A 26,433-nucleotide genomic window follows, 5' to 3' on the forward strand; every position below is an offset into this window, starting at 1 on the left:
AACTGTGACCAAGGCTCTCGCCGCGATCGTCGGATCCGGCAACATCGGCACCGACCTGCTGTACAAGCTCCTCCGCTCGGAGATCATCGAGCCCCGCTGGATGATCGGCGTCGACCCCGACAGCGAGGGACTGAAGCGCGCCGCGGACCGGGGTGTGATCGCCAGCGCCGAAGGCGTCGACTGGCTGCTCGCCCAGGACGAGCGCCCCGACATCGTCTTCGAGGCCACGTCCGCCTACGTGCACCGGGCGAACGCCCCCCGCTACCGGGAACTCGGCATCCAGGCCGTCGACCTCACCCCCGCCGCGCTCGGACCCGCCGTCGTGCCCGCCGTGAACATGGGCGAGCACCGGACCGCGCCGAACGTCAACCTCATCACGTGCGGCGGCCAGGCGACCATCCCGATGGTGTACGCCGTCTCCCGGATCGCCGAGGTGGCGTACGCCGAGATCGTCGCCAGTGTGGCGTCGCCGTCCGCAGGCCCGGGCACCCGCGCGAACATCGACGAATTCACGATCACCACGAGCCGGGGCATCGAGACGATCGGCGGGGCGAAGAAGGGCAAGGCGATCATCATCCTGAACCCGGCCGAACCGCCGATGTTCATGAAGGACACCGTGTTCTGCTCCATTCCCGCCGACGCCGACCGGGACGCGATCACCGCGTCCATCCACGACGTCGCGGCGTCCGTGCAGGCGTACGTCCCCGGCTACCGACTGCGCGCCGAACCGCAGTTCGACGACCCGACGCCGATCAGCGGTGGCCTCGCCCGGGTCGGCATCTTCCTCGAGGTCGAGGGCGCGGGCGACTTCCTGCCGCCCTACTCCGGCAACCTCGACATCATGACCGCCGCCGCCACCAAGGTCGGCGAGAGTTTCGCGACGCAGATCCTCGGCGCGAGCGTCTGACGCGTCCGCCCCATTCACTCTTCGAAGGAATACCGATGCCTTACAGTGCCGATCTCGACATCCGGGTGACGGACTCGTCCCTGCGCGACGGGTCCCACGCCAAGCGACACCAGTTCACCGTCGAACACGTCCGCTCGATCGTCGGGGCACTCGACGCCGCCGGGGTCCCGGTCATCGAGGTCACCCACGGCGACGGACTCGGCGGTTCCTCGTTCAACTACGGCTTCAGCCACACCCCGGAGCAGGAACTGATCAAGGCCGCGGTGGAGACGGCGGAGCGGGCCAGGATCGCGTTCCTCATGCTCCCCGGACTGGGGGTCCAGTCCGACATCCGCGAGGCCGCGGACAACGGCGCGAGCATCTGCCGCATCGCCACGCACTGCACCGAAGCCGACATCTCCGTGCAGCATTTCGGTCTCGCCCGCGAACTCGGGCTGGAGACGGTCGGCTTCCTGATGATGTCGCACAGTCAGCCGCCGGAGGTTCTCGCGAAGCAGGCCCGGATCATGGCCGACGCCGGCTGCCAGTGCGTGTACGTGGTGGACTCCGCCGGGGCGCTGATCCTGAACGCCGTCAGCGACCGCGTGTCCGCCCTGGTGGCCGAACTCGGCGACGACGCGCAGGTCGGCTTCCACGGGCACGAGAACCTCGGGCTCGGTGTCGCCAACTCGGTGCTCGCCGTCGAGGCCGGCGCCCTGCAGATCGACGGCTCCACCCGGCGGTTCGGTGCGGGCGCGGGCAACACCCCGGTCGAGGCGTTCGCCGCCGTGACCGAGAAGCTCGGAATCCGCACCGGCATCGACACTCTGAAGATCATCGACGCGGCCGAGGACGTCGTCCGTCCGATCATGGACGGCGACTGCCAGCTCGACCGGCTGTCGCTGACGATGGGCTACGCGGGTGTCTACTCCAGCTTCCTCAAGCACGCCGATTCCCACGCCCGCCGGTACGGGGTGTCCGATGCGGAGATCCTCATCGAAGCCGGCCGACGCAAGCTGGTCGGCGGCCAGGAGGACCAGCTGATCGAGATCGCCCTCGGCCTCGCAGACCGGGGCCCCGCGGGTTCCGCAGTCGCCGAGAAGAAGTCCGCCTAGGCGTTTCGCCGGGTACCGACACCAGAAAGCCGAGATCATCATGGGCCAGGTTCTTGACAGGATCGAACAGTACGCGGACGAGATCCGAGCGGAAGGCGCCGAAGGCGACAAGCTGATGCGCCTGTCCGACACCTCCGCGAAACGGTTGCGCGACTCCGGAGTGATACGGATGCTCCAGCCCACGGAGTACGGCGGCTACGAATCGCATCCGCGCGAGTTCGCCGAGACCGCAATGGGCATCGGCGCCATCGACGGGGCCGCGGGCTGGGTGAGCGGCATCGTCGGCGTCCACCCGTGGGAACTGGCGTTCTTCGACCGCACGGCCCAGGACGAGGTGTGGGGCGAGGACTCCGACATGTGGATGGCCTCGCCGTACGCCCCGATGGGGGTGGCCGTGCCCACCGACGGCGGCTACGTCCTCAACGGCCGGTGGTCGTTCTCCTCGGGCACCGACCACTGCGGGTGGATCATGATCGGCGCCGCGGTCGGCGACCGGGACGGCAACCGGGTGATGCCCCCGCAGATCCTGCACGTGCTGCTGCCACGCTCGGACTACGACATCGACCAGGACAGCTGGAACGTCGTCGGATTGCGCGGCACCGGGTCCAAGGACCTGATCGTCAAGGATGCGTTCATTCCTCAGCACCGGACGTTGCAGGCCGACAAGGTCTTCGACGGGTCCGCGCCGATGGAGTTCGGCCGCACCCAGACGCTGTACAACTTCCCGTTCTCGTGCATCTTCCCGCTCGGCATCACGTCGTCGCTGATCGGCATCGCCGAGGGCGCCCTGGCCTGCCACCTGAACGCGCAGCGTGAACGTGTCACCGTGTCGGGCACCGCGATCAAGGACGATCCGTACGTGCTGTTCGCGATAGGCGAGGCGGCGGCGGAGATCGCAGCGTCGCGCGCGGCGATCCTCGAGACGGTCGACCGGTTCTGGGACATGACCGAGAAGGGCCAGGACGTCTCGTTCGAACTCCGCTCCATCGGCCGGCGCACGCAGACGGCCGCGGCCTGGCGGGCAGTGCGTGCCGTGGACGAGATCTTCGCGCGGTCCGGTGGCGGTGCGCTCCAACTGAAGACACCCCTGCAGCGCTTCTGGCGGGATGCCCACGCCGGCCTCTCCCACGCCATCCATGTGCCGGGTTCGATCTTCCACTCCTCGGCGCTGACCCAGCTCGGCGGGGAACCTCAGGGCATCCACCGCTCGATGATCTAGGCGCTCGGCACCCGTGAGTGGTTAAGGAGTGCAGGGACTCGTCAACCACGCACGGGCGGCGGAGCCGCCTCCAGGAAAGGACGTTCACATGACCGACATTCGAGGGCTCGGCTATCTCAGGATCCAGACGAAGGACGTGCCACGCTGGCGTGAGCTGGTGGTGGACGGGCTGGGCATGGCCGAGGGTTCCGGCCCCGAGCCCGACGGCCTGTACCTGCGCGTCGACGAGCGGCGGTCGCGGCTGATCGTCCTCCCGGGCGACACCGACAAGGCGCTCGCGGTGGGGTGGGAGGTGCGCGACCAGTTCGCCCTCCAGCGGGTGCGTGAGCAGGTGGAGAAGTCGGGTGTCACGGTCGACGTCCTGTCCGAGGAGGAGTCGCGGTACCGCGACGCCGAGCAGGTGATCGCGTTCGACGATCCGTCCGGCACACGGGTGGAGGTGTTCTTCGGACCCGTGCTCGACCACAGTCCGGTCGTCACCCCGCACGGCGGGCGGTTCGTCACCGGCGCACAGGGCCTGGGGCACGTGGTCCTCCCGACCCCGGCGTTCGAGGAGGCCTACACGTTCTACACCGAGGTGCTGGGCTTCCTGCCCCGCGGGGCGATCCGGCTCGGACCGGCCGACGCCCCGGGACCGGCCCGCCGCGTGCGGTTCATGGGTGTCAATCAGCGCCATCACAGCCTCGCGTTGTGCCCTGCGCCGCACAGCGGCGAACCCGGGATGGTGCATCTGATGACGGAGGTCGACACGCTCGACGCCGTCGGGCAGGCACTCGACCGGCTCGGCAAGCTCGGCTTCTCCATCTCGTCGACCCTCGGTCGCCACACCAACGACCGCATGGTGTCGTTCTACGTGCGTGCCCCCGGCGGCTGGGACCTCGAGTTCGGGACGGAGGGCGTGCTCGTCGACGAGAAGCATTACACCGCCGAGGAAATTACGGCCGACAGCTACTGGGGTCACGACTGGTCGGGTTCCGAGCCGCTGGCGGCGTTCTCATGACGTTGTCGCGTGCCCGGATCGGAGCGGTGGCGGCGCTCGTCCTCCTCGGTGGAAGTGCCTGTTCCACTGCGACTTCCGAGACGGCGGCGGATCCGGCCGCACTCCGGCCGGGACAGCTGCTGTCGTCCCGCGCAGTCGCGGACGGTCCGGCACTGCCGAGCGCCGCGCAGAACGAGGTGATCACCTACGCGTCGCAGGACGGCAACGGCGACCCCGTCGTGGTGTCGGGCACCGTATCGATTCCCCGCACGCCGGCACCCGAGGGCGGATATCCGGTGATCAGCTGGGCGCACGGCACGACCGGCGTCGCCGACGCCTGCGCCCCGTCCGCGGATTTCGCCGGCGGCCCAGCCCACGGCTATCTCTCCGGGGTGAACGCGTCCCTCGACGACTGGGTCGCCAGGGGATATGCGGTGGTGAGCACGGACTACCAGGGTCTGGGCACGCCGGGCATCCACCAGTACGTCAACGGTGACACGGAGACGAACGCCGTCGTGGACATCGTCCGCGCCGCCCGGGCGATGGATCCGGCGGTCGGCTCGACGTGGTTCGTGATCGGCCACAGTCAGGGTGGGCAGGCGGCGTTGTTCACCGCCGCGCAGGGCGGGGAGCGCGCCCCGGAACTGCACCTCGGTGGTGCCGTGGCGATCGCCCCGGGCAACGGGCTCGACCAGACGCCGCAGTACTTCCGCTCCGGTGTTCCGGGTATCGAAGCGGCCGAGGCGTTCCTCCCGCTGATCCTCCTCGGAGCCCAGGCAGCGGATCCTGCCATCGACCCGTCGGCGTTGCTGACGGAGCAGGCGCAACCGCTGTTGACGGTGGCGCGGACCGGGTGCATCGACGACATCCGGAAGGTCCCGCCCGTGCCCGCCGATCAGGTCTTCCGTCCCGACGCCGACCTGGGACCGCTCACCGAGTATTTGGCACGCCAGGAGCCGTCGAGGGTCCACGTGCAGGTTCCGACGCTGGTCGCGCAGAGTTCCGGCGACCTGGTGGTGAGCAAGCCGTCGACGGATCTGATGGTGAAGACGTTGCAGGACAACGGGAACGAACTGACCTATCGGACGTACGAGGGTGCGGACCATCGCGGGACGATCGGCGTGTCGCAGAAGGACGCGCAGGAGTTCGTCGCCGGGATCCTCGCTCGCTGAGGACGCCGGGACCTCGACCCGACTACACAACCATCAACAGAGTGTTGACAACAGACTGTTGATGGCGTGTGGTGGTCGGGTGACCACCGGCAGGTCCACCAGGACTTCCTGCCGCACAACGTTGCCGTGGCGGACGCGTGCACCGACTGGCAGTGGGCCGAGATGGGTTTCGGCGAGACGACCGTGACCTTCGACGAGACGATCACCCGGCTGGCGACCGCGGCCGACGCCCTGGCCGAATTCGAGGCGCCCCTGGTCGCGGGCATGGACCGGTTCGCCGGCTATCACCGGCGGTTCGCCGGTGCCCTCGAGCGAGCGGGCACCGATCCGGCCTGGATCACGGCAACCGACCGCGACTGCTGCCACCGCGCCTGGTTCGAGTTCCACGAGGACCTCATCGCTTCCCTCGGCCTGGCCCGATGACAGGCCTAGTCTCGAATTATGGGCCTACGACTGCGAGACAGCATCGGACGTCAGTTGCGCGAGCTTCGCTACGAGCCGACGGCGAAGCGGATCCGTGCCGTGCTGAACGGGACCACGGTGGTCGACAGTGACCGTGCGGTCCTGGTCTGGGAACCGCGGCGCGTCGTTCCCACGTACGCGGTGCCGGCGGAGGACATCGACGCGGAGTTGTCGCCGGAGCCAACGGATTCGGTGCCGGTCGAGGGCGCGGCGACGTCGGTTTCGCCCTGCCGGACGTGACGGCGATGCCGGTACTCGATCCGCGGGTGCCGTTCTCGGTGCACAGCACGGAGGGCGAACCCGTCGTGCTCCGTACCGCCGGCGCGGAGTACGCCGTGGGGTTCCGGCCCGGAGACGAGGGCCTGACCGGGTACGTGGTTCTCGATTTCGACGGCTTCGACCGCTGGCTCGAGGAGGACGACGAGATCGTCGGTCATCCGCACGACCCGTTCCAGCGCATCGACGTTCGCCGCACGTCCCGCCATATTCGGGTGATGCTGGGCGACACCCTCCTCGCCGACACTCGGCGGGCGAAAATGCTGTTCGAAACACTGCTTCCGGTCCGCTACTACCTGCCGCCCGGCGACGTCGTCGCGGAGCTGCAACCGAGTGCGACGACGTCGTACTGCGCCTACAAGGGCGAGGCCGCCTACCGGTCCGCGGTCACCGCCGGCGGAGTGCTTCACGACATCGCGTGGCGATACGACGAGCCCCTCGTCGACGCATCGGAAGTTCGGGGACTCGTGGCGTTCTTCGACGAGCGGCTCGATCTGGTCGTCGACGGTGTGGCCCGGCCTCGGCCGGTGACCCCCTGGTCCTAGTACTTCTCGCGGGTGCCGGTGTCTGCGCGGCCGAGGACGATCTCGAGCGCCCGGGCCTCGTGGGCGTGCCCGAGCAATTCGTATCCGACGACCGTGACGACCGGTGCCAGCATCACCACGATCAGACACCACGCCATAGACACGCCTTGCGCGGCCAGCACCAGTGCGAGCGCGATCGTGGCCGCGGTCAGGACGAGGAGCAGGATGTGGAACGGGTCGGGCACCCGCAGCAGATACGTGTACAGCGCGTAGACGCCCGCGAGGAAGATCGCGACGGGCGCGGCGACGGAGAGCACCGTCGCCGTCGCGCCGATGTGGGAGGCGTGTTCGATGTAGTACGCGGCCACGTGTAGTCCGGCCCCCACCGCGGCCAGCGACGCGAAGAGCGCGATGTGGCTGTAACCCCAGACGAACGACCGGCTGCGGTACACCGCGAGCACCTCGGCCGACGGCAGGATGTAGTACACCCACCACAGTCCGAACGTGAGCCCGATGCCGGCGACCGCGACGAGTATCGCGTCGAGCGTCCAGCCCTGGTGTTCGACCACCGCGGACAGTGATGCCACGGTGCCGATCACACCTTCGCCGAGGGTGATGATCACGAGCAGGCCGTGACGCTCGACGATGTGGTGTGCGTGCCAGGGTGTTCCGCCCTTGTACCGTTCGGCGATGACGGGGCTGGTCAGCTCGACGAGGATGAGTATCGCGCCGAGGCCGAACGCGTACTCGACGGTGAGGGGCGCGATCACCAATGCAACCCAGCCGATCTGCGCGAGGACGAGCATCGTGGCATACGTCAGTGACGCGGAACGGTGCTCGGGGTCGTGTTTGGCTGCGCGCAGCCATTGGAACACCATGGCGATGCGCATGACGATGTACCCGGACACCATCACGGAATTGTCGAGTTCGACCCCGCGGTCGATGGACGCGAACATCGGAGGCATGCCCAGCGCCAGGATGATGACGCCGATCATCTGGATCATGGTGGTGACCCGGTAGATCCAGTCGTCGGTGTCGTAGGCCGACGCGAACCAGGAGAAGTTGATCCACGCCCAGATGATCGAGAACATCGCGAACGCGAATCCCGCGAGTCCGGCGGCGACGTGTCCTTCGGCGACGAGGTGCGCGAACTGATCGCCGGCGACGCCGAACGCGACGACGAACGTCAGGTCGAACAGCAGCTCCAGCGGCGTTGCCGCACGGTGTTCCTCGTGCGGATCACGCCCGACCATCTTCTGGACACGGTGGGCGAGCCTTCTGCTGTTCGGTGCCGGTTGTCCGGGCGTGTTCACGGCGGTCCGCTACGGAGTTCCCTGGTCTGCCTGCACCACGAGGTCCGCGACCGCGCCGGGCTGGGACACCAGGACGGCGTGCGACGCCGAAACTTCCGTGATCCGGGCTCCCGCGCGCGTCGCCATGAACCGCTCCGCGGCCGCCGGAATCACGCGATCGTTCTGCGCGACCATGGCCCAGCTGGGTGTCGACGCCCACGACGGATCGGCGGTCGGCTCGAGGTTCGCGACGAGCGCAGCCGACTTCTGGTGCGCGATCATGCCTGCCACGGTGGCGTCCGAGACGTCCTGGGCGAACACCTCGTGGAAGCGGCCGGGATCGATGTAACCGTCGAGGTTTCTCCCGGCGATTCCGGTGGGATCGTTCTCGACAACCTTCACCTGCAGCACCGGTGGGAGCAGCTGGCTGCCGGGAAACCGGATCGGGTCGAGGTTCAGCATGACGGGCTCGCCCTGCGCCGGGGCGAAGGCCGCCACGTAGACGAGGGCCTCGACGTTCGGCGAATGCACGTTGGTGATGACCGCGCCGCCGTAGGAGTGACCGACGAGCACCACCGGTCCCGGGATGTCCGCGAGCACCTTCTCGATGGCGGCGGAGTCGTACGCCGGTCCGCGCAACGGGTTGTCCGGGACCACGACTTCGTACCCTCGGCCGCGCAGTTCCGCGGCCACCGCATCCCAGCTGGTGGTGTCGGCGAACGCACCGTGGACCAGCACCACTGTCGGCAGGTCCTGGGCGACGGCCGGTCCCGCCCCCACGATGAGCGTTCCGGCAGCCGCGATCGCGCACGCGGCAACGGCGGTTCGTAGTCGAAGAAGTCGCATCACTCGTCTCCCGAGTCAGGAAAGAACACAGTGGGTAGGGGTGAAGGGGCCTGCGCGCCAGGTGTAGTCGTGCGACGACAGGCACCGTCATACGAGAGCAACGCCGTGGCCTGGCCCTTCGTCGCTGAGATTACTCGCCCGCAGCGCGGTCGGCATCATTTCGGCTAGCGTGATCGGAGGGGGACTTTTCGCTCGTGTGTGCACGCTCCGCTCTCGTCAGGAGGAACCCCGTGGATCTCGCGTTGGGCGGCACCGTCGCCGTGGTCACCGGAGCCAGCAAAGGTATCGGGCTCGCCATCACCCGGGCGCTCGCCGCGGAAGGCGCGTTCGTGGTGGCGGGGGCGCGTTCGCCCGGCCCCGAACTGGAAGAACTCGTCCGCAGCGGAACGGTGGAGGCGGTGAGCGTCGACCTGTCGACCCCCACCGGCCCGGGTGAACTCGTCGCCGCCGCCACTGCTCGGGGCAGTCTCGGCGTCGTCGTCAACAATGTCGGCGCCGCCCACCCGAGACTGACCGGTTTCCTCGACGTGACCGACGAAGACTGGATCACGACGATGAATCTCAACCTGATGTCGGCGGTGCGGACGATCCGCGCCGCTCTGCCGACGATGATGGCGGCGGGCCGGGGAAGTATCGTGACCACGAGTTCGGTCAACAGTTTCCTGCCCGACCCCACCGTCATCGACTACTGCGCGTCCAAGGCCGCGCTCACCAACTTCTCGAAGGCTCTGTCGAAAGAGGTGGGACCGTTGGGTATTCGGGTGAATACCGTCAGTCCCGGTCCCGTGTCGACCGCCCTGTGGCTCGGCGACGACGGGGTCGCCGCCACGGTGGCGCGCGCCGCAGGCGGCGACCCGGAGGCAGTGGCGGAGCGTGCCGCGACGCAGGCGGTCACGGGCCGGTTCACCCGTCCGGAGGAGGTGGCGGATCTCGTCGTGTTCCTCGCGAGCGACCGGGCGGGCAATGTGACGGGGTCCGATTTCGTGATCGACGGCGGGCTCGTCACCACCCTCTGACGTTCGAGTCTAACGGCGGCCCAGAAGTTTCCGCATTCCCTCGGCAGCCCCGCGCACCAGGGTGTCGCGGGGGAAACCGCTACGCTTGCGGGCCGCGTCGTAGTTGCCGCCCGCCACCCAGACCGGCCCGTCGGCGATGTGTGCGAGCCCCTCACGGGCAACGTCTTCGGGTTCGGCGACGTTCATTCCGGGAAGATCGAAGTTCAGGCCCGCCCGGACCATCGCAGGCGTGCGGGTGACGCCGAGGACCAGTTCGACCACGTGGACGCCGAACGGTGCGAGTTCGAGCCAGAGGCTTTCCGCGAAGATCCGGCCGAACGCCTTGGATGCGGCGTAGATGCTCTGGTCTTCCGAACCCAGGTACCCGGCCAGCGAACCGACCAGCACGATGCCGCCGCGGCCGCGGTCCTTCATCCTCGCACCGAAATGCTGCGACAGGTGCAGCTGAGAGGTGATGTTCAGGTCGATGACGCGGTGGAAGCCGGCGAGGTCTCCGCTGACGAACTCGTGTCCGTAACTGTTGGCTCCGGCGTTGAAGATCATCAACCCGACCTCGACGTCGGCGGTGGCCGTGCGGATCCGGTCGAGGGCGTCCGGATCGAGAAGATCGAGCGCGAGTGTGCGCACCAGGACGCCGTGGGCACGGACCTTGGCCGCGGTTTCCTCGAGCGGCCCGGGTTTGCGGGCGATCAGCACGAGGTTGATCGCCGCGCGGCCCAGCTCCTCGGCGAAACTCGCGCCCACACCCTCGGAGCCGCCTGCGATCACGGCCCACGGCCCGTAGCGCTCGGTGTCGATCATGTTGTGTCCTTCCGGAAATCGTTCAGTGGGCGGCGACGGGCGTCGGGACGGGGTCGGGATCGCGCACCGGGACGGCACCCTCTTCCGCGGCTCGGGTGACCGACGCCGTCAGCGCCGCGCATTCTTTACGGGGAGCGCCAGGGCGCCCCGGTCCCGCACTGCCGATCTCGCGGCACCGGGCTCGGGCTGCGTCGTCCCACTGAACGGAAGTGTGTTCCCAGCTGTTCTTCCGGACCAGGACGCTCGCGCCGCACTCAGTGCACTGCAGCGGTTGCATCGGCTTCGCGCGCCTTTCGTGCGAGGTTCTCTTCCACTTCCCGCTTCCACGACTCGACCGGCCGGGTGGTGTCGAGTTCGAACTCGAACCGCTCGGTCATTTGCGGGGTCACCGCATCGACGTCGACGTAGAACTGCTCGTACCACCGTCGCAGCTGGTAGACCGGGCCGTCCTCCTCACACAGGAGCGGATTCTCGATGCGGGTCTTGTTCTTCCAGATCTCGATGTCCTGCTCGAAACCCTTCGCGATGAACGTGCCGAAACTCTTCGCCATCTCGGTGGCCGCCTCGCCGTCGAGTTCCTTCGACTTCTTGACGATGATGCCGTACTGCAGCACGAACTTGTCGGCGCTGACGGGGTAGTGGCAGTTGATCAGCACGGAGTCGACATCGTGCGTCTCGTAGCGGTACGTCAGGTCGTCGACCATGAACGAAGGTCCGAAATACGTAGCATCCGAGCGACTTCCGAGCATGCGGGGCTGTCCCGACGCGTGCGGGCGCATGTCGTCGCGGGCCTGGCCGCGCATGAACTGGCTGGCGACGTGGCCCTCGAAGACGTTCTTGAAGTAGGTGGGGAACGAGTAGTGCACGTAGAAGAAGTGCGCCATGTCGACGATGTTGTCGACCACCTCGCGGCAGTTGGTGTCGACCGTGGTCCGGTACCAGACCCAGTCCGTCCACTCGTCGTCGAGTGCGCCGTCGATGCGGGGAATCGTGACGTCTGCGGGCGGCGGATTGCCCTCCGGATCGTTCCACACGAACAGCATCCCGTCCTGGTCGAGCGCGTGCCACGACCGGGTCCGGGCGAGCGGCGGAACCCGGCGTGCGTACGGAATCTTCTTGCACCGGCCGTTGCTTCCCCACCGCCAGTCGTGGAACGGGCACGCCACCTCGTCGCCTTTGACCGTGCCCTGGCTGAGGTCGCCGCCCATGTGCCTGCAGTAGCCGTCGAGCACGGCGAGATCGCCCGCACTGTCGGCGAAGACGACGAGCTTGGTCCCGAACGCTTGCACGGAATGGGGCTTGCCGTCCCGGAATGCCTCGGACAATCCGATGCAGTGCCATCCACGGGCGAATCGGGTGGGCGCTGCGCCCGCGTCGATTTCGCGTACCTCGACTGTCTCGGACTGTTGGGTGGTCACGATGCGTCCCGTCCTCTCCTGGGCTTGTGCGGTGCCCTGCACGCTAAGTGAGCGTGGACGGCGCGCATCGCGTTGTCCCACTGGACGGGACCGGGCAGTGGGGCGGTGTTTCCCGTTGAGCGAGACGCACATCCACACGCGGGTGTGATCGCCCTACCCTCCGACAGATGACGAACGAGGTCCTGGGATCGGTCCGCGGCCTGCTGCCGATGATCGCGGAACGCGCGGACAAGGTCGACGAGTCGCGGCGGGTGTCCGAACAGGTGATCCGTGAGCTCGGCGACGCCGGAATGTTCAAGATGCTGCAGCCCAGGCGGTACGGCGGCACGGAAAGCAATCCGGTGCACTTCTACGAGGTGGTGCGCGCCGTGTCCGGTGTGTGCGGTTCGACGGGTTGGCTGGCGTCCGTGCTCGGTGTGCACCCGTGGCACCTGGCGCTGTTCGACGACCGGGCGCAGCGGGACGTGTGGGGCCACGACGATTCGGTACTCGTGTCGTCCGCCTACGCACCCGTCGGGCGGCTCGTTCCGGTCGAGGGCGGTTACCGGCTGACAGGGGACTGGCACTTCTCCTCGGGCTGCGAGCACGCGTCGTGGGCGCTGCTCGGCGCGATGGTGGTCGGGACCGCGGGCCGCCCGGTCGATTTCATGACCGCGCTGGTGCCGCGGTCGGACTACCGCATCCACGACGTGTGGGACGTGGTGGGGATGCGCGGCACCGCCAGCAACGAGATCAGCGCCGAGGACGTGTTCGTTCCCGACTACCGGATCAAGAGGAACTACGAGACGGCGCAACTGCGCGGACCCGGGCAGAAGGTGAACCGGGGACCGTTGTACCGGCTGCCGTTCGCCACGCTCTTCACCACCGCCGTCGCGGCGCCGGGGGTCGGTGTCGTCGCGGGGTGCTACGAACGCTACTTGACGTTCATGCGGGAACGAGTGCGGCTCAGCCTCGGTGGCGGCCGATTCGTCGACGACCAGTTCGCCCAGGTCGCGGTGGCCCGGGCGTCGTCCGAGATCGACGCCGCGATACTGCAGATGGATCGCAACGTGCGTGAACTGTGGGAACTGGCCGAGGCCGGGGAGGAACTCCCCATGGGTCTGCGTCTGCGGGTGCGCCGCGATCAGGTTCGCGCCACCGAGCGAGCCCTCGACGCGATCGACCTGCTGTTCAAGACCGCCGGCGGGAGTTCGCTGTCGCGCGGCAACGCGATCGAACGGTCGTGGCGCGACGCCCACGCGGGCAGCGTGCACGTGGCCAACGAGCCCGAACGCGCCCTCGCCCTGTTCGGCAGGGGCGCGTTCGGGCTCCCGGTGGAGGACAACCTCGTGTAGTCAGCTCCGCATGTGCTGAACTGCCCGGTAGGAGAAGACCATCGCGGTGCCGAGCGGCACTCCGGGACCGGGATAGAACCGGCCGCTGAGCGATGCACTGGTGTTGCCCGCCGCATACAGTCCGTCGATGGGTGTGCCGTCGGCGCGCAGGACGCGGGCGTCGGCGTCGGTCCGGACCCCGCCCTTGGTGCCGAGGTCGCTGAGCACGATGCGGGCCGCGTGGAACGGGCCCTGCGACACCGGGCTCAGTGCCGGGTTCGGTGGCGCGTCCGCACCCGTGCCCGGAGGGCAGAAGAAGTTGTCGTACGGGTCCTCTCCCCGGTGGAAGGCCTCGTCGACGCCGTGCTTGGCGAAGTCGTTGAACTGTTCGACGGTGCGGCGCAGAGCGTCTGCGGGGACGCCGATCTTCTCCGCGAGTTCCTCGATCGTGTCGGCCGAGACCCAGGTGCCCGCCGCGTGATGCTTCTCGGCGGAGATGTGCGGAATGGAGATGGCAGGCAGCACGGGCCCGCCCTCCTTCGAGTCGAACACGAGATACGAACTGCGGCTTCCGTGCTCGATCATCGCTCGACCGAACTGGTCGTACGGCAGGGACTCGTTGAGGTACCGCTCTCCGGACGTGTCGACGAGAATGCCGCCGCGCACACCCACCATGAAAGCGCCGGAGCCGTCCGGAAGCTCGACCCCGGGGCACCACCACGCCTCGTCGAGGAGTGCGGTGTCGGCACCGATGTCCACCGCCGCCCGCAGGAGGTCACCGGTGTTCGCGCCGCGCGGGCCCATGCTCCAGTCCGCCTTGCCCGGCGTTCCGTTCTCGGTGCGCAGGGCCGCGTTGCCCTCGATCCCGCCGGCCGCGAGCAGCACGCCGCGCGTCGCCCGGATCCGGACGGTCTCACCGGCGGCGTTCGTCGCCAGGGCGCCGACCACCCGGCCGTCCTCGACGACCAGCGAGCGCGCGGCGGTCTCGGTGCGCAGTTCCGCGTGCCCGGTGCCGTGCAGCGCCATGAGAAGGCGCCCGATCAGGGCGCGGCCGCCGTTCAGTGTGCCCTCCGGATGCGGTTCCCCGGCCCGGTCGACGTCGGCCTCGGGCCGGATGACCTCACGCAGGTCCCCGACCTCGTCGCTCGGCAGGTCGAGCGGGTTGATCGCGCGACCGTAGTCCATCCGGCCGGGCGCCTTGTAGTAGTCGGGGAACGCGCGCCACTCGAACTCGATGTGGGGATCGCGTTCGAGGAGGTCGACGACCTCGGGCGCGGTGGCGACGTACGCCTCCTGACGGTCGATCTCCTCGTCACCGACCACTGCGCGCAGGTACGTGCGCGCCTTGTCCGTGGAGTCGCCGATGCCGGCGCGCTCCTGCACGGCGGTGCCCGGCAACCACACCGCGGCGCCGGAGTACGCGGACGTGCCGCCGAACAGTGGGGTCTTCTCGAGGACGAGGGTGCGCAAACCCTGCGAAGCGGCCGTGTAGGCGCCGGTCAGCGCGCCGCCCCCCGAACCGACCACCAGCACGTCGCACTCGGTTGTCCAGTCCTGCATCGTCGTTTCCTCCGTTGATGGTCTGTGGAGACTGGCGGTCCAGTCGTGGGGTTCACGCAATCGCATCCGGGCGGCCTGCGGCATGCGCGGTCCCACTCACCGGACGAAATTCGATGCTTTCCCGATCCAATGCGAGAATCGACACCGGATCCGGGGCTGTGTGCGGAGTAAAGGGGGATCGAGGGTGCCGAGAATCGCCGAAGTGCGGGACGCTGCCGAACCGAGTTCGGAGGAACAGCGGGCCCGCCACGTCCGCATGCTCGAGGCCGCGATCGAACTGGCCACCGAGAAGGAACTCGCCCGGGTCCAGATGCACGAGGTGGCCAAACGCGCCGGCGTCGCGATCGGGACGCTGTACCGGTATTTTCCGTCGAAGACGCATCTGTTCGTCGCCGTGATGGTCGACCAGATCGACCGGATGGGTGTCGGGTTCAAGAAGAGCGCGCCCCCCGGCGAATCGCCGCAGGATGCGGTGTACAACGTGCTCGTCCGCGCCACCCGCGGTCTGCTGCGACGGCCCGCACTGTCCACCGCGATGATCCAATCCACGAGCACCGCCAACGTCGCGTCCGTGCCGGACGCGGGGAAGGTCGACCGGGCATTCCGGCAGATCATGCTGGACGCCGCCGGGATCGAACATCCGACGGAGGAAGACCTCACGGCACTGCGTCTGCTGGTGCAGTTGTGGTTCGGTGTCATCCAGTCCTGCCTCAACGGCCGGGTCTCGATTCCCGATGCCGAGTCCGACATTCGTAGGGCGTGTGACCTGCTGCTGGTCAATCTGTCGCATCGCTGACAGCTCGCCGGCGTGGGGCCGTCTCGCCGTCGAGATCGAAATGAAATTCATTCCTGACCTCTGAGCTGCGCGGAGAACTATTTCGCACGGCAAAGGGCATTGATGTCTCCTCAATAATAGAATACATTTCAAAAATGAGCCGCGGACGCGTCCGCGAGCCAGAAGAACCCAAGGAGCGGAACATGGGCAACGCCGTCATCGTCGACGCGGCACGGACACCGATCGGGCGCCGGCGCGGGGCACTGTCCGGACTACACCCCGCCGAACTGCTCGGCGCCGCACAGCGGGGTGTCCTCGAACGCGCCGGGGTCGCCCCGGCGGACATCGGCCAGATCGTCGGCGGATGCGTCACCCAGGCCGGTGAGCAGTCCAACAACGTGACCCGGCAGGCATGGCTGCACGCGGGACTGCCGTACACGACGGCGGCCACGTCGCTCGACTGCGCCTGCGGGTCTTCCCAGCAGGCCGTGCACGTCGTGGCGGGTCTCATCGCGTCCGGCCAGATCTCCGCCGGAATCGGGTGCGGTGTCGAGGCGATGAGCCGGGTGTTCCTCGGCCAGGCCGTCACACCGGAGACCGGCAACCCGTACCCCGACGACTGGTCGATCGACATGGGCGACCAGTTCACGTCCGCCCAGCGCATCGCCGACCTGCGCGGACTCGGGCGCGGCGACGTCGACGCGTTCGGGCTCGAGTCGCAACGACGCGCCGCCCAGGCCTGGGCGGACGGACGGTTCGACTGCGAGATCGTTCCCGTCACCGCTCCCGTCGTGGACAAATCCGGCACGCCCACCGGTGAACTCGCGGTGGTCACCCGGGACGGGGGACTGCGCGAGACGACGGCGGAGGCCCTGTCGGCCCTGAAGCCCGTGATCGACGGCCATATCCACACCGCGGGCAACTCGTCCCAGATCAGCGACGGCGCCGCCGCCGTCCTGCTCATGGACGGCGGCCGTGCCCGCGAACTCGGATTGCGGCCGCGCGCGAGGATCGTCGCGTCCGGCATGGTCGGCTCCGACCCGTACTTCCACCTCGACGGGCCGATCGAGTCGACGCGCATGGTCCTCGAACGCGCCGGAATGTCTTTGGACGACATCGATCTCGTCGAGATCAACGAGGCGTTCGCAGCCGTCGTGCTGTCGTGGGCGCAGGTGCACGGGGCCGACATGTCGAAGGTGAACGTCAACGGCGGCGCCATCGCCCTCGGACACCCGGTGGGCTCCACCGGGGCCCGGCTGATCACGACCGCCCTGCACGAACTGGAGCGCTCCGACACCTCCACCGCGCTGGTCACGATGTGCGCCGGTGGCGCACTGTCCACCGCAACCATCATCGAACGAATCTGACCCCGAACGATCGACGAGGCCGACATGACAATGGGATTGACCGAAGAAGAGCGCGACCTGCGCGACTCGGTGCGGGGCTGGGCCACGCGGACCGTGACCCCGGCCGTGCTCCGGGAGGCCGTCGAGGCCAAGACCGAGCAACGACCGCTGTTCTGGAAGTCGTTGGCGGACCTGGGCGTACTGGGACTCCACCTGCCCGAAGACGTGGGCGGGGCGGGGTGCGGGCTGGTGGAACTGGCAGTGGTCACCGAGGAACTCGGCCGGGTCCTGCTGCCCGGTCCCTTCCTCCCGACCGTGCTGCTCGGTGCCGTCCTGCACGAGTCCGGGCGCACGGGTGAGCTCTCCGGGGTGGCCGACGGTTCGACCCTCGGTGCGGTGGCCCTGCAGCCGGGCTCGCTGCGTCTCGTCCGGGACGGCGGAGTGGTGACACTGGACGGTGAGTCCGGGTACGTCCTCGGCGGGCAGGTGGGCGACCTGTTCCTGCTCGCGGCAACGGATGGCGACGAGACCGTCTACGTGGTGGTCGCCCGCGACCGGCTCGACGTGACCGACCTGCCCAGCCACGACGTGGTGCGCCGCAGCGCGACCGCGGCGGCGAATCGGCTGGCGATCGCCGAAGTCGATGTGCTGCAGATCGATTCGCAACGCGTTCGCGATCTGGCGGCCACCTTGTTCGCCGCCGAGGCGTCGGGTGTCGCCGACTGGGCCGTGACCACCGCCGCCGACTACGCCAAGGTGCGCCACCAGTTCGGCCGCCCCATCGGCCAGTTCCAGGGGGTGAAGCACCGGGTGGCCCGCATGCTCTGCCTCGCGGAACAGGCCCGTGTCTGCGCGTGGGACGCGGCCCGTGCGATGAATCCCGGAAGCAGTGCCAGGGCCGCGACGGCCGCGCCGCGCTGCAGTGCGGCGGAGGCATCACTCGCGGCCGCGGTCGCCGGGGCCACCGCACCCGACGCGGCGTTCGCCGTCACCAAGGACTGCATCCAGGTACTCGGGGGCATCGGGTATACCTGGGAACACGACGCCCACCTGTATCTGCGCCGGGCGCAGTCGCTGCGGATCCTGCTCGGGTCCACCGCATCGTGGCGGCGGCGCGTTGCCCGCGCGACCCTGGGCGGTGCCCGCCGGGTCCTCGGCATCGACCTTCCGCCGGACGCGGAGGACATCCGCGCCGACGTTGCCGCGGAACTCGCGCCCGCCGCCGCGATGGGCGAGGCGGAGCGCAGGACGTACCTGGCCGAGAAGGGCTACACCGCACTGCACCTCCCGACGCCGTGGGGCAGGGGAGCGGGTGCCGTGGAACAACTCGTGATCGCGGAGGAACTGCGCGCGGCCGCGCTGAAGCCCCACGACATGATCATCGGCAACTGGGTGGTGCCCACGCTCACCGCGCACGGCAGCGAAGAACAGTTGCAGCGCTTCGTGCCTCCGTCGCTGCGCGGCGACCTCGTCTGGTGCCAGCTGTTCTCCGAACCCGGCGCCGGATCGGACCTCGCCGGCCTGACCACCAGGGCCACCAAGGTGGACGGTGGCTGGGTGCTGCAGGGGCAGAAGGTGTGGACGTCGATGGCCCGGGACGCGGATTGGGGCATCTGCCTGGCCCGCACGGACGGCTCGGTGCCCAAACACAAGGGACTGTCGTACTTCCTGATCGACATGTCGGGCAGCGACGGTCTCGACATCCGGCCGCTGCGCGAGATCACCGGCGAGGCCCTGTTCAACGAGGTGTTCCTCGACGACGTGTTCGTCCCGGACGAACTCCTGGTGGGCGAACCGGGCGACGGCTGGAAGCTCGCCCGGACGACCCTCGCCAACGAACGGGTGTCGCTGTCGCACGACTCCTCCCTGGGCTCCGGCGGCGAGGCTCTGCTGACCCTGGCAGGCGAACTGCCCGGCGGCATCGACGACGAACAGCTCACCGTGCTCGGCAAGGTCCTCTGCGACGCACAGTCCGGCGGCCTGATGGGGCTGCGCACCACCCTGCGAACGATCGCGGGCGGGCAACCGGGCGCCGAGTCTTCGGTCGCGAAACTGCTCGGTGTCGAACACATCCAGCAGGTGTGGGAGGTGGCGATGGACTGGGCCGGACCGCGCGCCCTGCTCGGCGACCAGCCCCGCACGTCCGCTACGCAGATGTTCCTGAACTCGCAGTGCATGTCGATCGCGGGCGGCACCACCAACGTCCAGCTCAACATCATCGGCGAACGACTGCTGGGTCTGCCCCGCGACCCCGAGCCCGGAAAGGGAGCGTGACCTGACATGGCGATCGACGTGAAGGCCGCGCTGACCGCGGAACCGTCCGTACGCGACGTGTCGTGGACCGAGCGCGACGTGATTCTCTACCACCTCGGCCTCGGCGCCGGCGAGAAGACTCATGACCCCGCGGAACTGCGCTGGGCGTACGAGAAGGACCTGCAGGTGCTGCCGACGTTCGCGCTCGTCGCGGGGCAGGGAATCTCGGCCGGCGACGCACCGGCGACCGGACTGAGCCTGCCCGGCATCGACGTCGACCTGCGCAGGATCCTGCACGGCGGACAGTCGCTCACCGTGCATGCGCCGATTCCTCCGTCGGGTGAGGCCCGGGTGTCCTCGCGGGTGGCCGACGTATGGGACAAGGGCAAGGCCGCCGTCATCGTGCTCGAACAGACGGCCACCGACTCGGGCGGGAACCCGTTGTGGACCACGGGGATGCAGATCTGGGCCCGCGATGAGGGCGGCTTCGGCGGCTCCCCGGGACCCGAGTCGGTGGCCACGGCGCCGGACCGCGCACCCGACAAGGTGCTCGTGTCGCGCACCGGGACGGCGCAGGCCCTGCTCTACCGGCTCAGCGGCGACCTCAACCCGCTGCACGCGGATCCCGACTTCGCGGCCGCGGCCGGGTTCGAAAGGCCGATCCTGCACGGGCTCGCGTCGTACGGTGTGGTGTGCAAGGCCGTCGTCGACGGGATGCTGGACGGCGATCCCACGCGCCTGCGCCACTACGCGGTGCGGTTCGCGGGCTCGCTGTACCCGGGCGAGACCGTCGAGACCGCGGTCTGGCACGACGGCGACCGGCTGACCCTGCGCGCGACGTGCCCCGACCGTGACGGGCAACCGGTGCTGACCCAGGCGACGATGGAGGTGAGCGGATGAGCGTCGGTACGCACCCCACGTTCGAGAACAGCCCGTCGGGAACGGTGCTGACGTCACCGCCCGACGGTTCCGCCGTCGACCGGGCGACCGAGGCCGCCCGGCGCGTGGTCGACGCGCTGCTGCGGACCGATCGCGGCAACGCCAACCTCGACCGCGTCGCGGAAGAGTTGCACAGCATCGCCGGGCATCTCGAGGAACACGCGCCCGCCGTCGCCGAGCGGCTGATCGACATGTGGAACGGCGAAGGGGTCACCCGGCACGATCCCGTCACCGGACCCGAGAACGCGCTCGCACCGCCCGTGGTCCTCGAGGGGCTGTCCGACGGATCGGTCCGGGGCACCGTCACACTGACCATCCCGTACCAGGGGCCGCCGGGGCACGTCCACGGCGGCGTGTCCGCACTCCTGCTCGACCACGTCCTCGGCGTCGCCAACGCCTGGGGTGGAAAAGCCGGCATGACAGCGCAGTTGAGCACCCGCTATCACCGCCCGACGCCGCTGTTCGAACCGCTCACCCTCACTGGGAAGCTGATGTCGGTCGACGGACGCAAGATCACCACCGCCGGCGACATCCGGACCGCGGACGGCCAGGTGTGCGTGTCGGTCGAGGGACTGTTCGTCGACAAGACCGTGCCCCGCCCACGATGACCCCGATCAGGAGCAGAAAATGACGTCACCCGGCCGTTTCGAGAACAAGGTCGTCTTCGTCACCGGCGCGGCGCGTGGGCAGGGCCGCGCCGAGGCCGTCCGGTTCGCGTCCGAGGGCGCCGACGTCATCGCGATCGACGCCTGCACCGAATTCGCGTCCACCGCCTATCCCGGCGCCACCCAGGACGACCTGGCCGAGACGGTCCGGCTCGTCGAGTCCACCGGGCGGCGGATCGTCTCCGCCACCGCGGACGTGCGCGATTTCGAGGGCCTCTCGCGGGCCCTCGCGGACGGCATCGAGCAGTTGGGCCGCCTCGACGTCGTGATCGCGAACGCGGGCATCTGCTCGGGTGCGTTGTCGTGGGAGATCACCGCCGAGCAGTGGCAGGAGACGGTCGACGTCAACCTCACGGGAACGTTCCACACCGCGAAGGCGGCGGTTCCGTATCTGATCGAGCAGGGTGAGGGCGGCGCCGTCGTCTTCACCAGTTCGGTGTCCGGGCTGAAGGGCACGCCGTTCACGGGGCACTACGTCGCCACCAAGCACGGCATCACCGGGCTCGCGAAGACGATGGCGAACGAACTCGGTGAGTACCGCATCCGCGTCAACACGGTGCACCCGGCGGGCGTGGACACCGGCATGAAGGTGCGTGACCTGCACCCGCTCATCGCCCGGTACGCGTCGACGCTCGGCTCCATCTACCAGAATTCGCTGCCCTACCGCATCACCCAGCCGGAGGACGTCGCCGCCGTCGTCGCGTGGGTGTGTTCCGACGAGGCGAAATACATCACCGGGGCGCAGATTCCAGTCGATCTCGGCAACCTCATCCGCTGAGGTTCACCTCTCCTGCTCGCCGAATGTCACAGTGGTGCAGTTCGACTGTACCACTGTGGCATTCGGCGTTCGGCCACCGGGGTCAGACGGTGATGTCCCGGCGGACCATCTTGCCGGTTGCGTTGCGGGGCAACAGGTCGGTGGTGATCCGCCAGCGGGTAGGGACCTTGAAATACGACAGGCGATCCGCGGCGTACTCGCGCAGTTCCGCCTCGGTGGCCGCGGCACCCGGTCGCAACACCACGACGGCCGCCACCTCCTGCCCCAGATCCTCGTGGGGCGTCCCGATCACCGCGCACTCGAGCACCTCCGGGTGCTCGTCGAGGCACTGCTCGATCTCGGTGGGATACACGTTCTCCCCGCCGCGCAGGATCAGATCCGAGCGACGTCCGGTCAGCCGCAGGCGACCGTTCTCGACGAGTCCGTAGTCGCCGGTCCGGAGCCACCGGCCCGGGGCGATCGCCGCGGCGGTGGCGGCCTCGTCCTCCCAGTAGCCGAGCATCACGAACGGGCTGCGCACACACACCTCACCCTCGACGCCGTCGGGCAGCCACTCCCCGTACGGGTCGCGGATCTCCATGCTCACCGTGATGATCGGACGGCCCAGAGTGCCGGGGAACTGTTCGAGTTCGGGGGCGGTGGCGACGGCGATCGCGGTACTGCACTCGGTGAGTCCGTAACTGTCCACGAGGGCGTTGCGCGCGAACGGCACCTTCTCGCGCAGCCGTTCCTTGAACGCGACCGACGACGGTGCGGACGCCAGCGAGAACGACGTGAGCGACGACAGGTCGTACTTGTCGAGGTCGTCGTGTTCGACCAGACGGGACGCCATCGTGGGTACCGCTCCCCAGTTGGTGACCCGTTCCCGCTCGACGAGGCGGAGCACGGCGTCCACGTCGAATCCGCCCTGGTGCATGACGACCGCGCCGCCCGTCGCAAGCCGCGGAATCACCAGATTGTGCAGGCTCGCGATGTGGAACAGGGGAGACGTCAGGAGGTAGCGAAGCGGACTCGGCACCGCCGGATCGACAGGGCGTCCACTGAACTCGCCGACCACCGCGTCGCTGAACCGGTGGTAGTCGACGACGGCCAGAATGTTGCGCTGAGAGTGCAGCGCTCCCTTGGGCCTGCCGCTCGTGCCGCTGGTGTAGAGGATGGCGGCGGGATCGTCCTCGTCGACGTCGGTGTGCGGCATCGGGGACCCTGCGTACCGCGCGAAGAGCGCAGGCAGATCCTCCTCCATCGTGAGGACCGGGAGGTCGGTGCCGACCGCGGCGAGTGTCTCCGCGCGCTTCGCGTCGGCGACCACCACGGTGGGGCGACTGTGCGTCAGTCCGTACTCGACCTCCCGCGGAACCCACCAGCCGTTCAACCCGACGCTGATGGCGCCGAGCACCTGCGTGGCCCAGAACGCAACCACCCACTCGGGGGTGTTCGCGGCCAGGATCGCCACCCGGTCACCCTTCCGGACGCCGTAGTCCTCGCGCAGCGCCGTCGCCAGGGCCGCGACCGCGGCGGCGTGCTCGGTGTAGGACATGCGGCGATCGGCGGTCACGAGGTAGTCGCGGTCGCCCCACCGGAGCGACGTGGTGAGGAGCTCGCCCACCGACCGCCCACGGTTCTTCATCACCGGCATCCGGGTGCCGAGCACCGGCTCCTCGACGAGTTCGAACCGGCCACCGGGTCCGGTGAGGCGGGACATCACCTGATCCAGGTGCAACTGTGGATCTGTAGGGGCAGTCATCGGGGCGACCTTTCGTCCTCGGGGCACTCGTACCGACACAAGATGGCACGCCGTGACGGGCGCCCGGACGTGGTTACCACTCAGCGAGACTGCCGCGATCCGTGACATCCCGGCGCCGTTACGTTCGACAGCGAATCGCAGCTGGAGGAACTCATATGACGATAGATCTCGACCCGCCCGCAGTGAAGGTCGATCCGCTCGCCCCGGCCAAACTCGGGCCGATCACCCTGCGCAATCGTGTGATCAAGGCAGCGACGTACGAGGGCCTGACCCCGAAGGGGCTGGTCACCGACGAGCTCATCGAATTCCATCGGCAGCCCGCCGCCGGAGGCGTGGGCATGACGACCGTCGCGTACTGCGCGGTCGCCGCGGATGGACGCACGTCGCCCGGCCAGATCCAATGGACCGACGAGACGATGCCGGGTCTGCGGAAGCTGACCGACGCCATCCACGCGGAGGGTGCCGCAGTGTCGGCGCAGATCGGCCACGCGGGACCGGTCGCGGCCGCGAAGTACATCGGATTCCCGGCCTTGGGCCCGTCCCGCGCGTTCCGGGTGACCACTCAGAACTTCTCCAAGCCGGCCTCCACGGCAGACATCGCCCGGATCGTCGAGGCTCACGCCAACGCGGCTCGCCGCGCGGTGGAGGCGGGGTTCGACGCCGTGGAGATCCATTTCGGCCACAACTACCTGATCAGCTCCTTTCTCAGCCCGAAGGTCAACAAGCGCACGGACCGGTACGGCGGATCGCTGGCGAACCGCGCCCGGTTCGCGCTCGAGACCGCCCGCGCCGTCCGCGACGCGGTGGGGGAGCGGATCGCGATCCTCGCCAAGCTGAACATGGACGACGGTGTGCCCGGGGGCTTCTGGGTGGACGAGGCCATCCAGGTGGCGCAGTGGCTCGAACAGGACGGTTCGCTGGACGCGCTCGAGCTCACCGCGGGCAGTTCGCTGCTGAACCCGATGTACCTGTTCAAGGGCGACGCGCCGCTCCGCGAGTTCGCCGCCGTCATGCCGCAGCCGACGAAACTGGGAATCCGGTTGGTCGGCAGGCACTTCCTGAAGGAATACCCCTACCGCGACGCCTACCTTCTCGAGGACGCCCGCCAGATCAGGGCCGCCGTGACGATGCCGCTCGTCCTCCTCGGCGGCATCACCGGCAAGGCGACCATGGACCTGGCGATGGCGGAAGGCTTCCAGTTCGTGGCCGTCGCACGGGCACTCCTGCGGGAACCCGACCTCGTCAACCGGATCACGGACGAGACCCACAACCCCGGTCTGTGCATTCACTGCAACAAGTGCATGACGGCGATCTACGGTGGCACCCACTGCGTGCTTCGCGTGCCGTGAGCGTGCATACCGCGTCGATAGGAGAGATGGAGTTGGAACGCACCACGATCGCCCGGATGCTGTTCGACCGGCTGGGCGACGACAGGCTGGGAGTGCGCACCCGGGAACAGGATTGGACCTGGGACGAGGTGGTGCGCGAGAGTGCGGCCCGCGGCGCCGTCGCGTCCTCGCTGCGGCGCGACGGACCGTTCCACGTCGGCGTCCTGCTCGAGAACACCCCCGAGTTCCTGTTCTGGCTGGGCGGCGCGGCGCTCGCAGGCGCCGCCGTCGTCGGCGTCAATCCGACCCGCCGCGGCGCGGAACTCGAGGCCGAGATCCGGTACGTCGACTGCCAGCTGATCGTCACGGACACCGCGGGGAAGGCGCAGCTCGCCGGTCTCGACCTCGGGCTGTCCGAGGACCGGTTTCTGCTCGTCGACGATCCGGCCTACACCGAACTCGTCGCGGCCCACGCCGTGGAGAGCCCGGCCGAGGATCCCGGGATCGACGCGTCGACGCTGTTCCTCCTGCTGTTCACGTCCGGCACCACCGGCACGTCGAAAGCGGTGCGGTGCAGCCAGGGCCGGCTCGCCCGGCTGGCGTACGCGAACACCGCCAAATACGGGCACGTGCGCGAGGACGTCGACTACTGCTGCATGCCGCTGTTCCACGGCAACGCGCTGATGGCGCTGTGGGCGCCCGCCCTCGCCAACGGCGCCACCGTCTGCCTGCCGCGCAAGTTCTCCGCCTCCGGATTCCTGCCCGACGTCCGGTTCTTCGGCGCCACGTTCTTCACCTACGTCGGCAAGGCGCTGGCGTACCTGATGGCCACACCCGAGCAACCCGACGACCGTGACAACACGCTCGTCCGCGGTTTCGGGACCGAGGCGTCCCCGGAGGACAAAACCGAATTCGTCCGCCGGTTCGGCGCCGAACTGTACGAAGGGTACGGCTCGAGCGAGGGCGCCGGTTCGGTGACGCTCGATCCCGACGCCCCCGAGGGTGCGCTCGGCAGACCCGCGAACGAGAACATCGTCATCGTCGACCCCGACACCCGCGTGGAGAAGGCCCGGGCGCGACTCGACGAGCACGGTCGCGTGCTCAACCCGGACGAGGCGATCGGCGAAATGGTCGACAAGGCAGGCGCGTCGCGGTTCGAGGGCTACTACAAGAACGAGGACGCGATCGCCGACCGTATCCGGCACGGCTGGTACTGGACGGGCGACCTCGGGTACGTCGACGAGGCCGGCTTCATCTACTTCGCCGGCCGGAAGGGTGACTGGATTCGGGTGGACGGGGAGAACACCTCGGCGTTGATGGTGGAGCGCATTCTGCGGCGCCACCCGAAAGTGGTCGCCACCGGCGTGTTCGCCGTCCCGGACCCGCGGTCGGGTGATCAGGTGATGGCGGCCGTCGAGGTGGCGGACCCCACCGATTTCGATCCGGCGGAGTTCGCAGCGTTCCTCGGTAACCAGGACGACCTCGGCACGAAGGCTGCACCGCGCTTCGTCCGGGTGTCGACGGACCTGCCGGTGACGGGATCGAACAAGGTGCTCAAACGCACGCTGCAGGAACAGCGCTGGCGTTGCGACGATCCGGTCTTCCGGTGGGTGGGACGCGGTGTTCCCGAGTACCACGAGATGACCGACAGTGAGAAGGCCGCGCTGGAGCAGGAGTTCCACACGCACGGCCGGCAACGATTCCTGCACGTGTGACGGTGAGGGTG

General features: G+C 68.7%; 25 protein-coding genes. 18 read left to right on the forward strand and 7 right to left on the reverse strand.

Going from position 1 to position 26,433, the window contains the following annotated elements:
• Nucleotides 1–4: 4 nt before the first annotated feature.
• The 8 genes from PSR88_RS29475 to PSR88_RS29510 all read left to right on the forward strand — a co-directional run bounded on the left by PSR88_RS29475 (nucleotide 5) and on the right by PSR88_RS29510 (nucleotide 6,654).
• Entirely contained in the window at nucleotides 5–907 is a 903-nt protein-coding gene (locus tag PSR88_RS29475) for an acetaldehyde dehydrogenase (acetylating) (protein ID WP_016883403.1), read from the forward strand.
• Nucleotides 908–942: 35 nt separating this feature from the next.
• On the forward strand, nucleotides 943–2,001 hold the full coding sequence (dmpG, locus tag PSR88_RS29480; RefSeq protein ID WP_016883402.1) for a 4-hydroxy-2-oxovalerate aldolase: 1,059 nt from the start codon (nucleotides 943–945) through the stop codon (nucleotides 1,999–2,001).
• Nucleotides 2,002–2,041: 40 nt separating this feature from the next.
• Complete coding sequence (locus tag PSR88_RS29485; protein WP_016883400.1) at nucleotides 2,042–3,220, forward strand: acyl-CoA dehydrogenase family protein; 1,179 nt, start codon at nucleotides 2,042–2,044, stop codon at nucleotides 3,218–3,220.
• Between the two features lie 88 nt (nucleotides 3,221–3,308).
• Nucleotides 3,309–4,220: a biphenyl-2,3-diol 1,2-dioxygenase gene (gene bphC, locus PSR88_RS29490; protein WP_009479049.1), complete on the forward strand. Its 912-nt coding sequence runs from the start codon at nucleotides 3,309–3,311 to the stop codon at nucleotides 4,218–4,220.
• Nucleotides 4,217–5,371 carry an alpha/beta hydrolase family protein gene (locus PSR88_RS29495; protein WP_016883399.1) on the forward strand — a complete coding sequence of 385 codons (1,155 nt, stop codon included), beginning with the start codon at nucleotides 4,217–4,219 and terminating at the stop codon, nucleotides 5,369–5,371. The genes bphC and PSR88_RS29495 overlap by 4 nt, the downstream gene beginning before the upstream one ends.
• A gap of 66 nt (nucleotides 5,372–5,437) precedes the next feature.
• Nucleotides 5,438–5,794: a hypothetical protein gene (locus PSR88_RS29500; protein WP_016883398.1), complete on the forward strand. Its 357-nt coding sequence runs from the start codon at nucleotides 5,438–5,440 to the stop codon at nucleotides 5,792–5,794.
• A gap of 18 nt (nucleotides 5,795–5,812) precedes the next feature.
• Nucleotides 5,813–6,073 carry a DUF427 domain-containing protein gene (locus tag PSR88_RS29505; RefSeq protein ID WP_237724122.1) on the forward strand — a complete coding sequence of 87 codons (261 nt, stop codon included), beginning with the start codon at nucleotides 5,813–5,815 and terminating at the stop codon, nucleotides 6,071–6,073.
• Nucleotides 6,074–6,078: 5 nt separating this feature from the next.
• A complete protein-coding gene (locus PSR88_RS29510) occupies nucleotides 6,079–6,654 on the forward strand; it encodes a DUF427 domain-containing protein (protein WP_237724121.1) in 576 nt (191 codons plus the stop codon).
• Here the strand turns inward: PSR88_RS29510 and PSR88_RS29515 are convergent.
• Together PSR88_RS29515 and PSR88_RS29520 are read right to left on the reverse strand one after the other, a co-directional pair.
• Complete coding sequence (locus PSR88_RS29515; protein WP_016883397.1) at nucleotides 6,651–7,886, reverse strand: low temperature requirement protein A; 1,236 nt, start codon at nucleotides 7,884–7,886, stop codon at nucleotides 6,651–6,653. The genes PSR88_RS29510 and PSR88_RS29515 overlap by 4 nt on opposite strands.
• Nucleotides 7,887–7,955: 69 nt before the next feature.
• Nucleotides 7,956–8,771 (reverse strand): alpha/beta hydrolase, encoded by an 816-nt coding sequence (locus tag PSR88_RS29520; protein WP_011597915.1) that lies wholly within the window; start codon nucleotides 8,769–8,771, stop codon nucleotides 7,956–7,958.
• 230 nt (nucleotides 8,772–9,001) lie between these two features.
• Here PSR88_RS29520 and PSR88_RS29525 point away from each other — a divergent pair, with 230 nt between their 5' ends.
• On the forward strand, nucleotides 9,002–9,787 hold the full coding sequence (locus PSR88_RS29525; RefSeq protein WP_016883396.1) for an SDR family NAD(P)-dependent oxidoreductase: 786 nt from the start codon (nucleotides 9,002–9,004) through the stop codon (nucleotides 9,785–9,787).
• A 9-nt stretch (nucleotides 9,788–9,796) separates the two neighbouring features.
• On the opposite strand, the gene PSR88_RS29530 is transcribed toward PSR88_RS29525, so the two are convergent.
• The 3 genes from PSR88_RS29530 to PSR88_RS29540 are packed head-to-tail and all read right to left on the reverse strand — an operon-like array spanning nucleotide 9,797 to nucleotide 12,006.
• On the reverse strand, nucleotides 9,797–10,588 hold the full coding sequence (locus tag PSR88_RS29530; RefSeq protein ID WP_016883395.1) for an SDR family NAD(P)-dependent oxidoreductase: 792 nt from the start codon (nucleotides 10,586–10,588) through the stop codon (nucleotides 9,797–9,799).
• A gap of 22 nt (nucleotides 10,589–10,610) precedes the next feature.
• Nucleotides 10,611–10,865, reverse strand: coding sequence for a hypothetical protein (locus PSR88_RS29535; protein WP_083853107.1), 255 nt, complete (start codon nucleotides 10,863–10,865; stop codon nucleotides 10,611–10,613).
• A complete protein-coding gene (locus PSR88_RS29540) occupies nucleotides 10,843–12,006 on the reverse strand; it encodes a Rieske 2Fe-2S domain-containing protein (protein ID WP_016883394.1) in 1,164 nt (387 codons plus the stop codon). The genes PSR88_RS29535 and PSR88_RS29540 overlap by 23 nt, the downstream gene beginning before the upstream one ends.
• Before the next feature lie 167 nt (nucleotides 12,007–12,173).
• Between PSR88_RS29540 and hsaA the strand changes: the two genes are divergently transcribed.
• A complete protein-coding gene (hsaA, locus tag PSR88_RS29545) occupies nucleotides 12,174–13,340 on the forward strand; it encodes a 3-hydroxy-9,10-secoandrosta-1,3,5(10)-triene-9,17-dione monooxygenase oxygenase subunit (RefSeq protein WP_016883393.1) in 1,167 nt (388 codons plus the stop codon).
• Here the strand turns inward: hsaA and PSR88_RS29550 are convergent, their stop codons facing one another.
• Nucleotides 13,341–14,879 carry an FAD-dependent oxidoreductase gene (locus PSR88_RS29550; protein ID WP_011597919.1) on the reverse strand — a complete coding sequence of 513 codons (1,539 nt, stop codon included), beginning with the start codon at nucleotides 14,877–14,879 and terminating at the stop codon, nucleotides 13,341–13,343.
• Between the two features lie 184 nt (nucleotides 14,880–15,063).
• Here PSR88_RS29550 and PSR88_RS29555 point away from each other — a divergent pair, with 184 nt between their 5' ends.
• The 6 genes from PSR88_RS29555 to PSR88_RS29580 all read left to right on the forward strand — a co-directional run bounded on the left by PSR88_RS29555 (nucleotide 15,064) and on the right by PSR88_RS29580 (nucleotide 21,635).
• Complete coding sequence (locus PSR88_RS29555; RefSeq protein WP_011597920.1) at nucleotides 15,064–15,675, forward strand: TetR family transcriptional regulator; 612 nt, start codon at nucleotides 15,064–15,066, stop codon at nucleotides 15,673–15,675.
• A gap of 182 nt (nucleotides 15,676–15,857) precedes the next feature.
• Entirely contained in the window at nucleotides 15,858–17,021 is a 1,164-nt protein-coding gene (locus PSR88_RS29560) for a steroid 3-ketoacyl-CoA thiolase (protein ID WP_016883392.1), read from the forward strand.
• 24 nt (nucleotides 17,022–17,045) lie between these two features.
• Nucleotides 17,046–19,274 carry an acyl-CoA dehydrogenase gene (locus PSR88_RS29565; protein ID WP_016883391.1) on the forward strand — a complete coding sequence of 743 codons (2,229 nt, stop codon included), beginning with the start codon at nucleotides 17,046–17,048 and terminating at the stop codon, nucleotides 19,272–19,274.
• A gap of 6 nt (nucleotides 19,275–19,280) precedes the next feature.
• On the forward strand, nucleotides 19,281–20,153 hold the full coding sequence (locus PSR88_RS29570; RefSeq protein ID WP_016883390.1) for a MaoC/PaaZ C-terminal domain-containing protein: 873 nt from the start codon (nucleotides 19,281–19,283) through the stop codon (nucleotides 20,151–20,153).
• Nucleotides 20,150–20,800, forward strand: coding sequence for a PaaI family thioesterase (locus PSR88_RS29575; RefSeq protein WP_016883389.1), 651 nt, complete (start codon nucleotides 20,150–20,152; stop codon nucleotides 20,798–20,800). The genes PSR88_RS29570 and PSR88_RS29575 overlap by 4 nt, the downstream gene beginning before the upstream one ends.
• 19 nt (nucleotides 20,801–20,819) lie before the next feature.
• A complete protein-coding gene (locus PSR88_RS29580; protein ID WP_009479068.1) occupies nucleotides 20,820–21,635 on the forward strand; it encodes a mycofactocin-coupled SDR family oxidoreductase in 816 nt (271 codons plus the stop codon).
• Nucleotides 21,636–21,717: 82 nt separating this feature from the next.
• Here the strand turns inward: PSR88_RS29580 and PSR88_RS29585 are convergent, their stop codons facing one another.
• Complete coding sequence (locus PSR88_RS29585; protein ID WP_011597924.1) at nucleotides 21,718–23,379, reverse strand: class I adenylate-forming enzyme family protein; 1,662 nt, start codon at nucleotides 23,377–23,379, stop codon at nucleotides 21,718–21,720.
• 155 nt (nucleotides 23,380–23,534) lie between these two features.
• Here PSR88_RS29585 and PSR88_RS29590 point away from each other — a divergent pair, with 155 nt between their 5' ends.
• Both PSR88_RS29590 and PSR88_RS29595 read left to right on the forward strand, forming a co-directional pair.
• Nucleotides 23,535–24,728, forward strand: a complete 1,194-nt coding sequence (locus tag PSR88_RS29590; RefSeq protein ID WP_011597925.1) for an NADH:flavin oxidoreductase — start codon at nucleotides 23,535–23,537, stop codon at nucleotides 24,726–24,728.
• Between the two features lie 26 nt (nucleotides 24,729–24,754).
• On the forward strand, nucleotides 24,755–26,422 hold the full coding sequence (locus tag PSR88_RS29595; protein ID WP_016883388.1) for an AMP-binding protein: 1,668 nt from the start codon (nucleotides 24,755–24,757) through the stop codon (nucleotides 26,420–26,422).
• Nucleotides 26,423–26,433 lie beyond the last annotated feature (11 nt).

Origin of the sequence: Rhodococcus sp. DK176 (genome assembly GCF_038447315.2) — a bacterium.
Classification (GTDB): Bacteria; Actinomycetota; Actinomycetes; order Mycobacteriales; family Mycobacteriaceae; genus Rhodococcus_F; species Rhodococcus_F jostii_A.

Excerpts from the sequence above, each read along its gene's own strand:
- PSR88_RS29485 (WP_016883400.1), top strand. The coding sequence starts at position 2,042 with ATGGGCCAGGTTCTTGACAGGATCGAACAGTACGCGGACGAGATCCGA.
- PSR88_RS29520 (WP_011597915.1), bottom strand. The coding sequence starts at position 8,771 with ATGCGACTTCTTCGACTACGAACCGCCGTTGCCGCGTGCGCGATCGCG.
- PSR88_RS29570 (WP_016883390.1), top strand. The coding sequence starts at position 19,281 with ATGGCGATCGACGTGAAGGCCGCGCTGACCGCGGAACCGTCCGTACGC.
- PSR88_RS29510 (WP_237724121.1), top strand. The coding sequence starts at position 6,079 with ATGCCGGTACTCGATCCGCGGGTGCCGTTCTCGGTGCACAGCACGGAG.
- bphC (WP_009479049.1), top strand. The coding sequence starts at position 3,309 with ATGACCGACATTCGAGGGCTCGGCTATCTCAGGATCCAGACGAAGGAC.
- PSR88_RS29515 (WP_016883397.1), bottom strand. The coding sequence starts at position 7,886 with ATGGTCGGGCGTGATCCGCACGAGGAACACCGTGCGGCAACGCCGCTG.
- PSR88_RS29575 (WP_016883389.1), top strand. The coding sequence starts at position 20,150 with ATGAGCGTCGGTACGCACCCCACGTTCGAGAACAGCCCGTCGGGAACG.
- PSR88_RS29495 (WP_016883399.1), top strand. The coding sequence starts at position 4,217 with ATGACGTTGTCGCGTGCCCGGATCGGAGCGGTGGCGGCGCTCGTCCTC.
- PSR88_RS29585 (WP_011597924.1), bottom strand. The coding sequence starts at position 23,379 with ATGACTGCCCCTACAGATCCACAGTTGCACCTGGATCAGGTGATGTCC.
- PSR88_RS29530 (WP_016883395.1), bottom strand. The coding sequence starts at position 10,588 with ATGATCGACACCGAGCGCTACGGGCCGTGGGCCGTGATCGCAGGCGGC.
- dmpG (WP_016883402.1), top strand. The coding sequence starts at position 943 with ATGCCTTACAGTGCCGATCTCGACATCCGGGTGACGGACTCGTCCCTG.
- PSR88_RS29590 (WP_011597925.1), top strand. The coding sequence starts at position 23,535 with ATGACGATAGATCTCGACCCGCCCGCAGTGAAGGTCGATCCGCTCGCC.
- hsaA (WP_016883393.1), top strand. The coding sequence starts at position 12,174 with ATGACGAACGAGGTCCTGGGATCGGTCCGCGGCCTGCTGCCGATGATC.
- PSR88_RS29560 (WP_016883392.1), top strand. The coding sequence starts at position 15,858 with ATGGGCAACGCCGTCATCGTCGACGCGGCACGGACACCGATCGGGCGC.
- PSR88_RS29565 (WP_016883391.1), top strand. The coding sequence starts at position 17,046 with ATGACAATGGGATTGACCGAAGAAGAGCGCGACCTGCGCGACTCGGTG.
- PSR88_RS29580 (WP_009479068.1), top strand. The coding sequence starts at position 20,820 with ATGACGTCACCCGGCCGTTTCGAGAACAAGGTCGTCTTCGTCACCGGC.
- PSR88_RS29550 (WP_011597919.1), bottom strand. The coding sequence starts at position 14,879 with ATGCAGGACTGGACAACCGAGTGCGACGTGCTGGTGGTCGGTTCGGGG.
- PSR88_RS29595 (WP_016883388.1), top strand. The coding sequence starts at position 24,755 with ATGGAGTTGGAACGCACCACGATCGCCCGGATGCTGTTCGACCGGCTG.
- PSR88_RS29505 (WP_237724122.1), top strand. The coding sequence starts at position 5,813 with ATGGGCCTACGACTGCGAGACAGCATCGGACGTCAGTTGCGCGAGCTT.
- PSR88_RS29535 (WP_083853107.1), bottom strand. The coding sequence starts at position 10,865 with ATGCAACCGCTGCAGTGCACTGAGTGCGGCGCGAGCGTCCTGGTCCGG.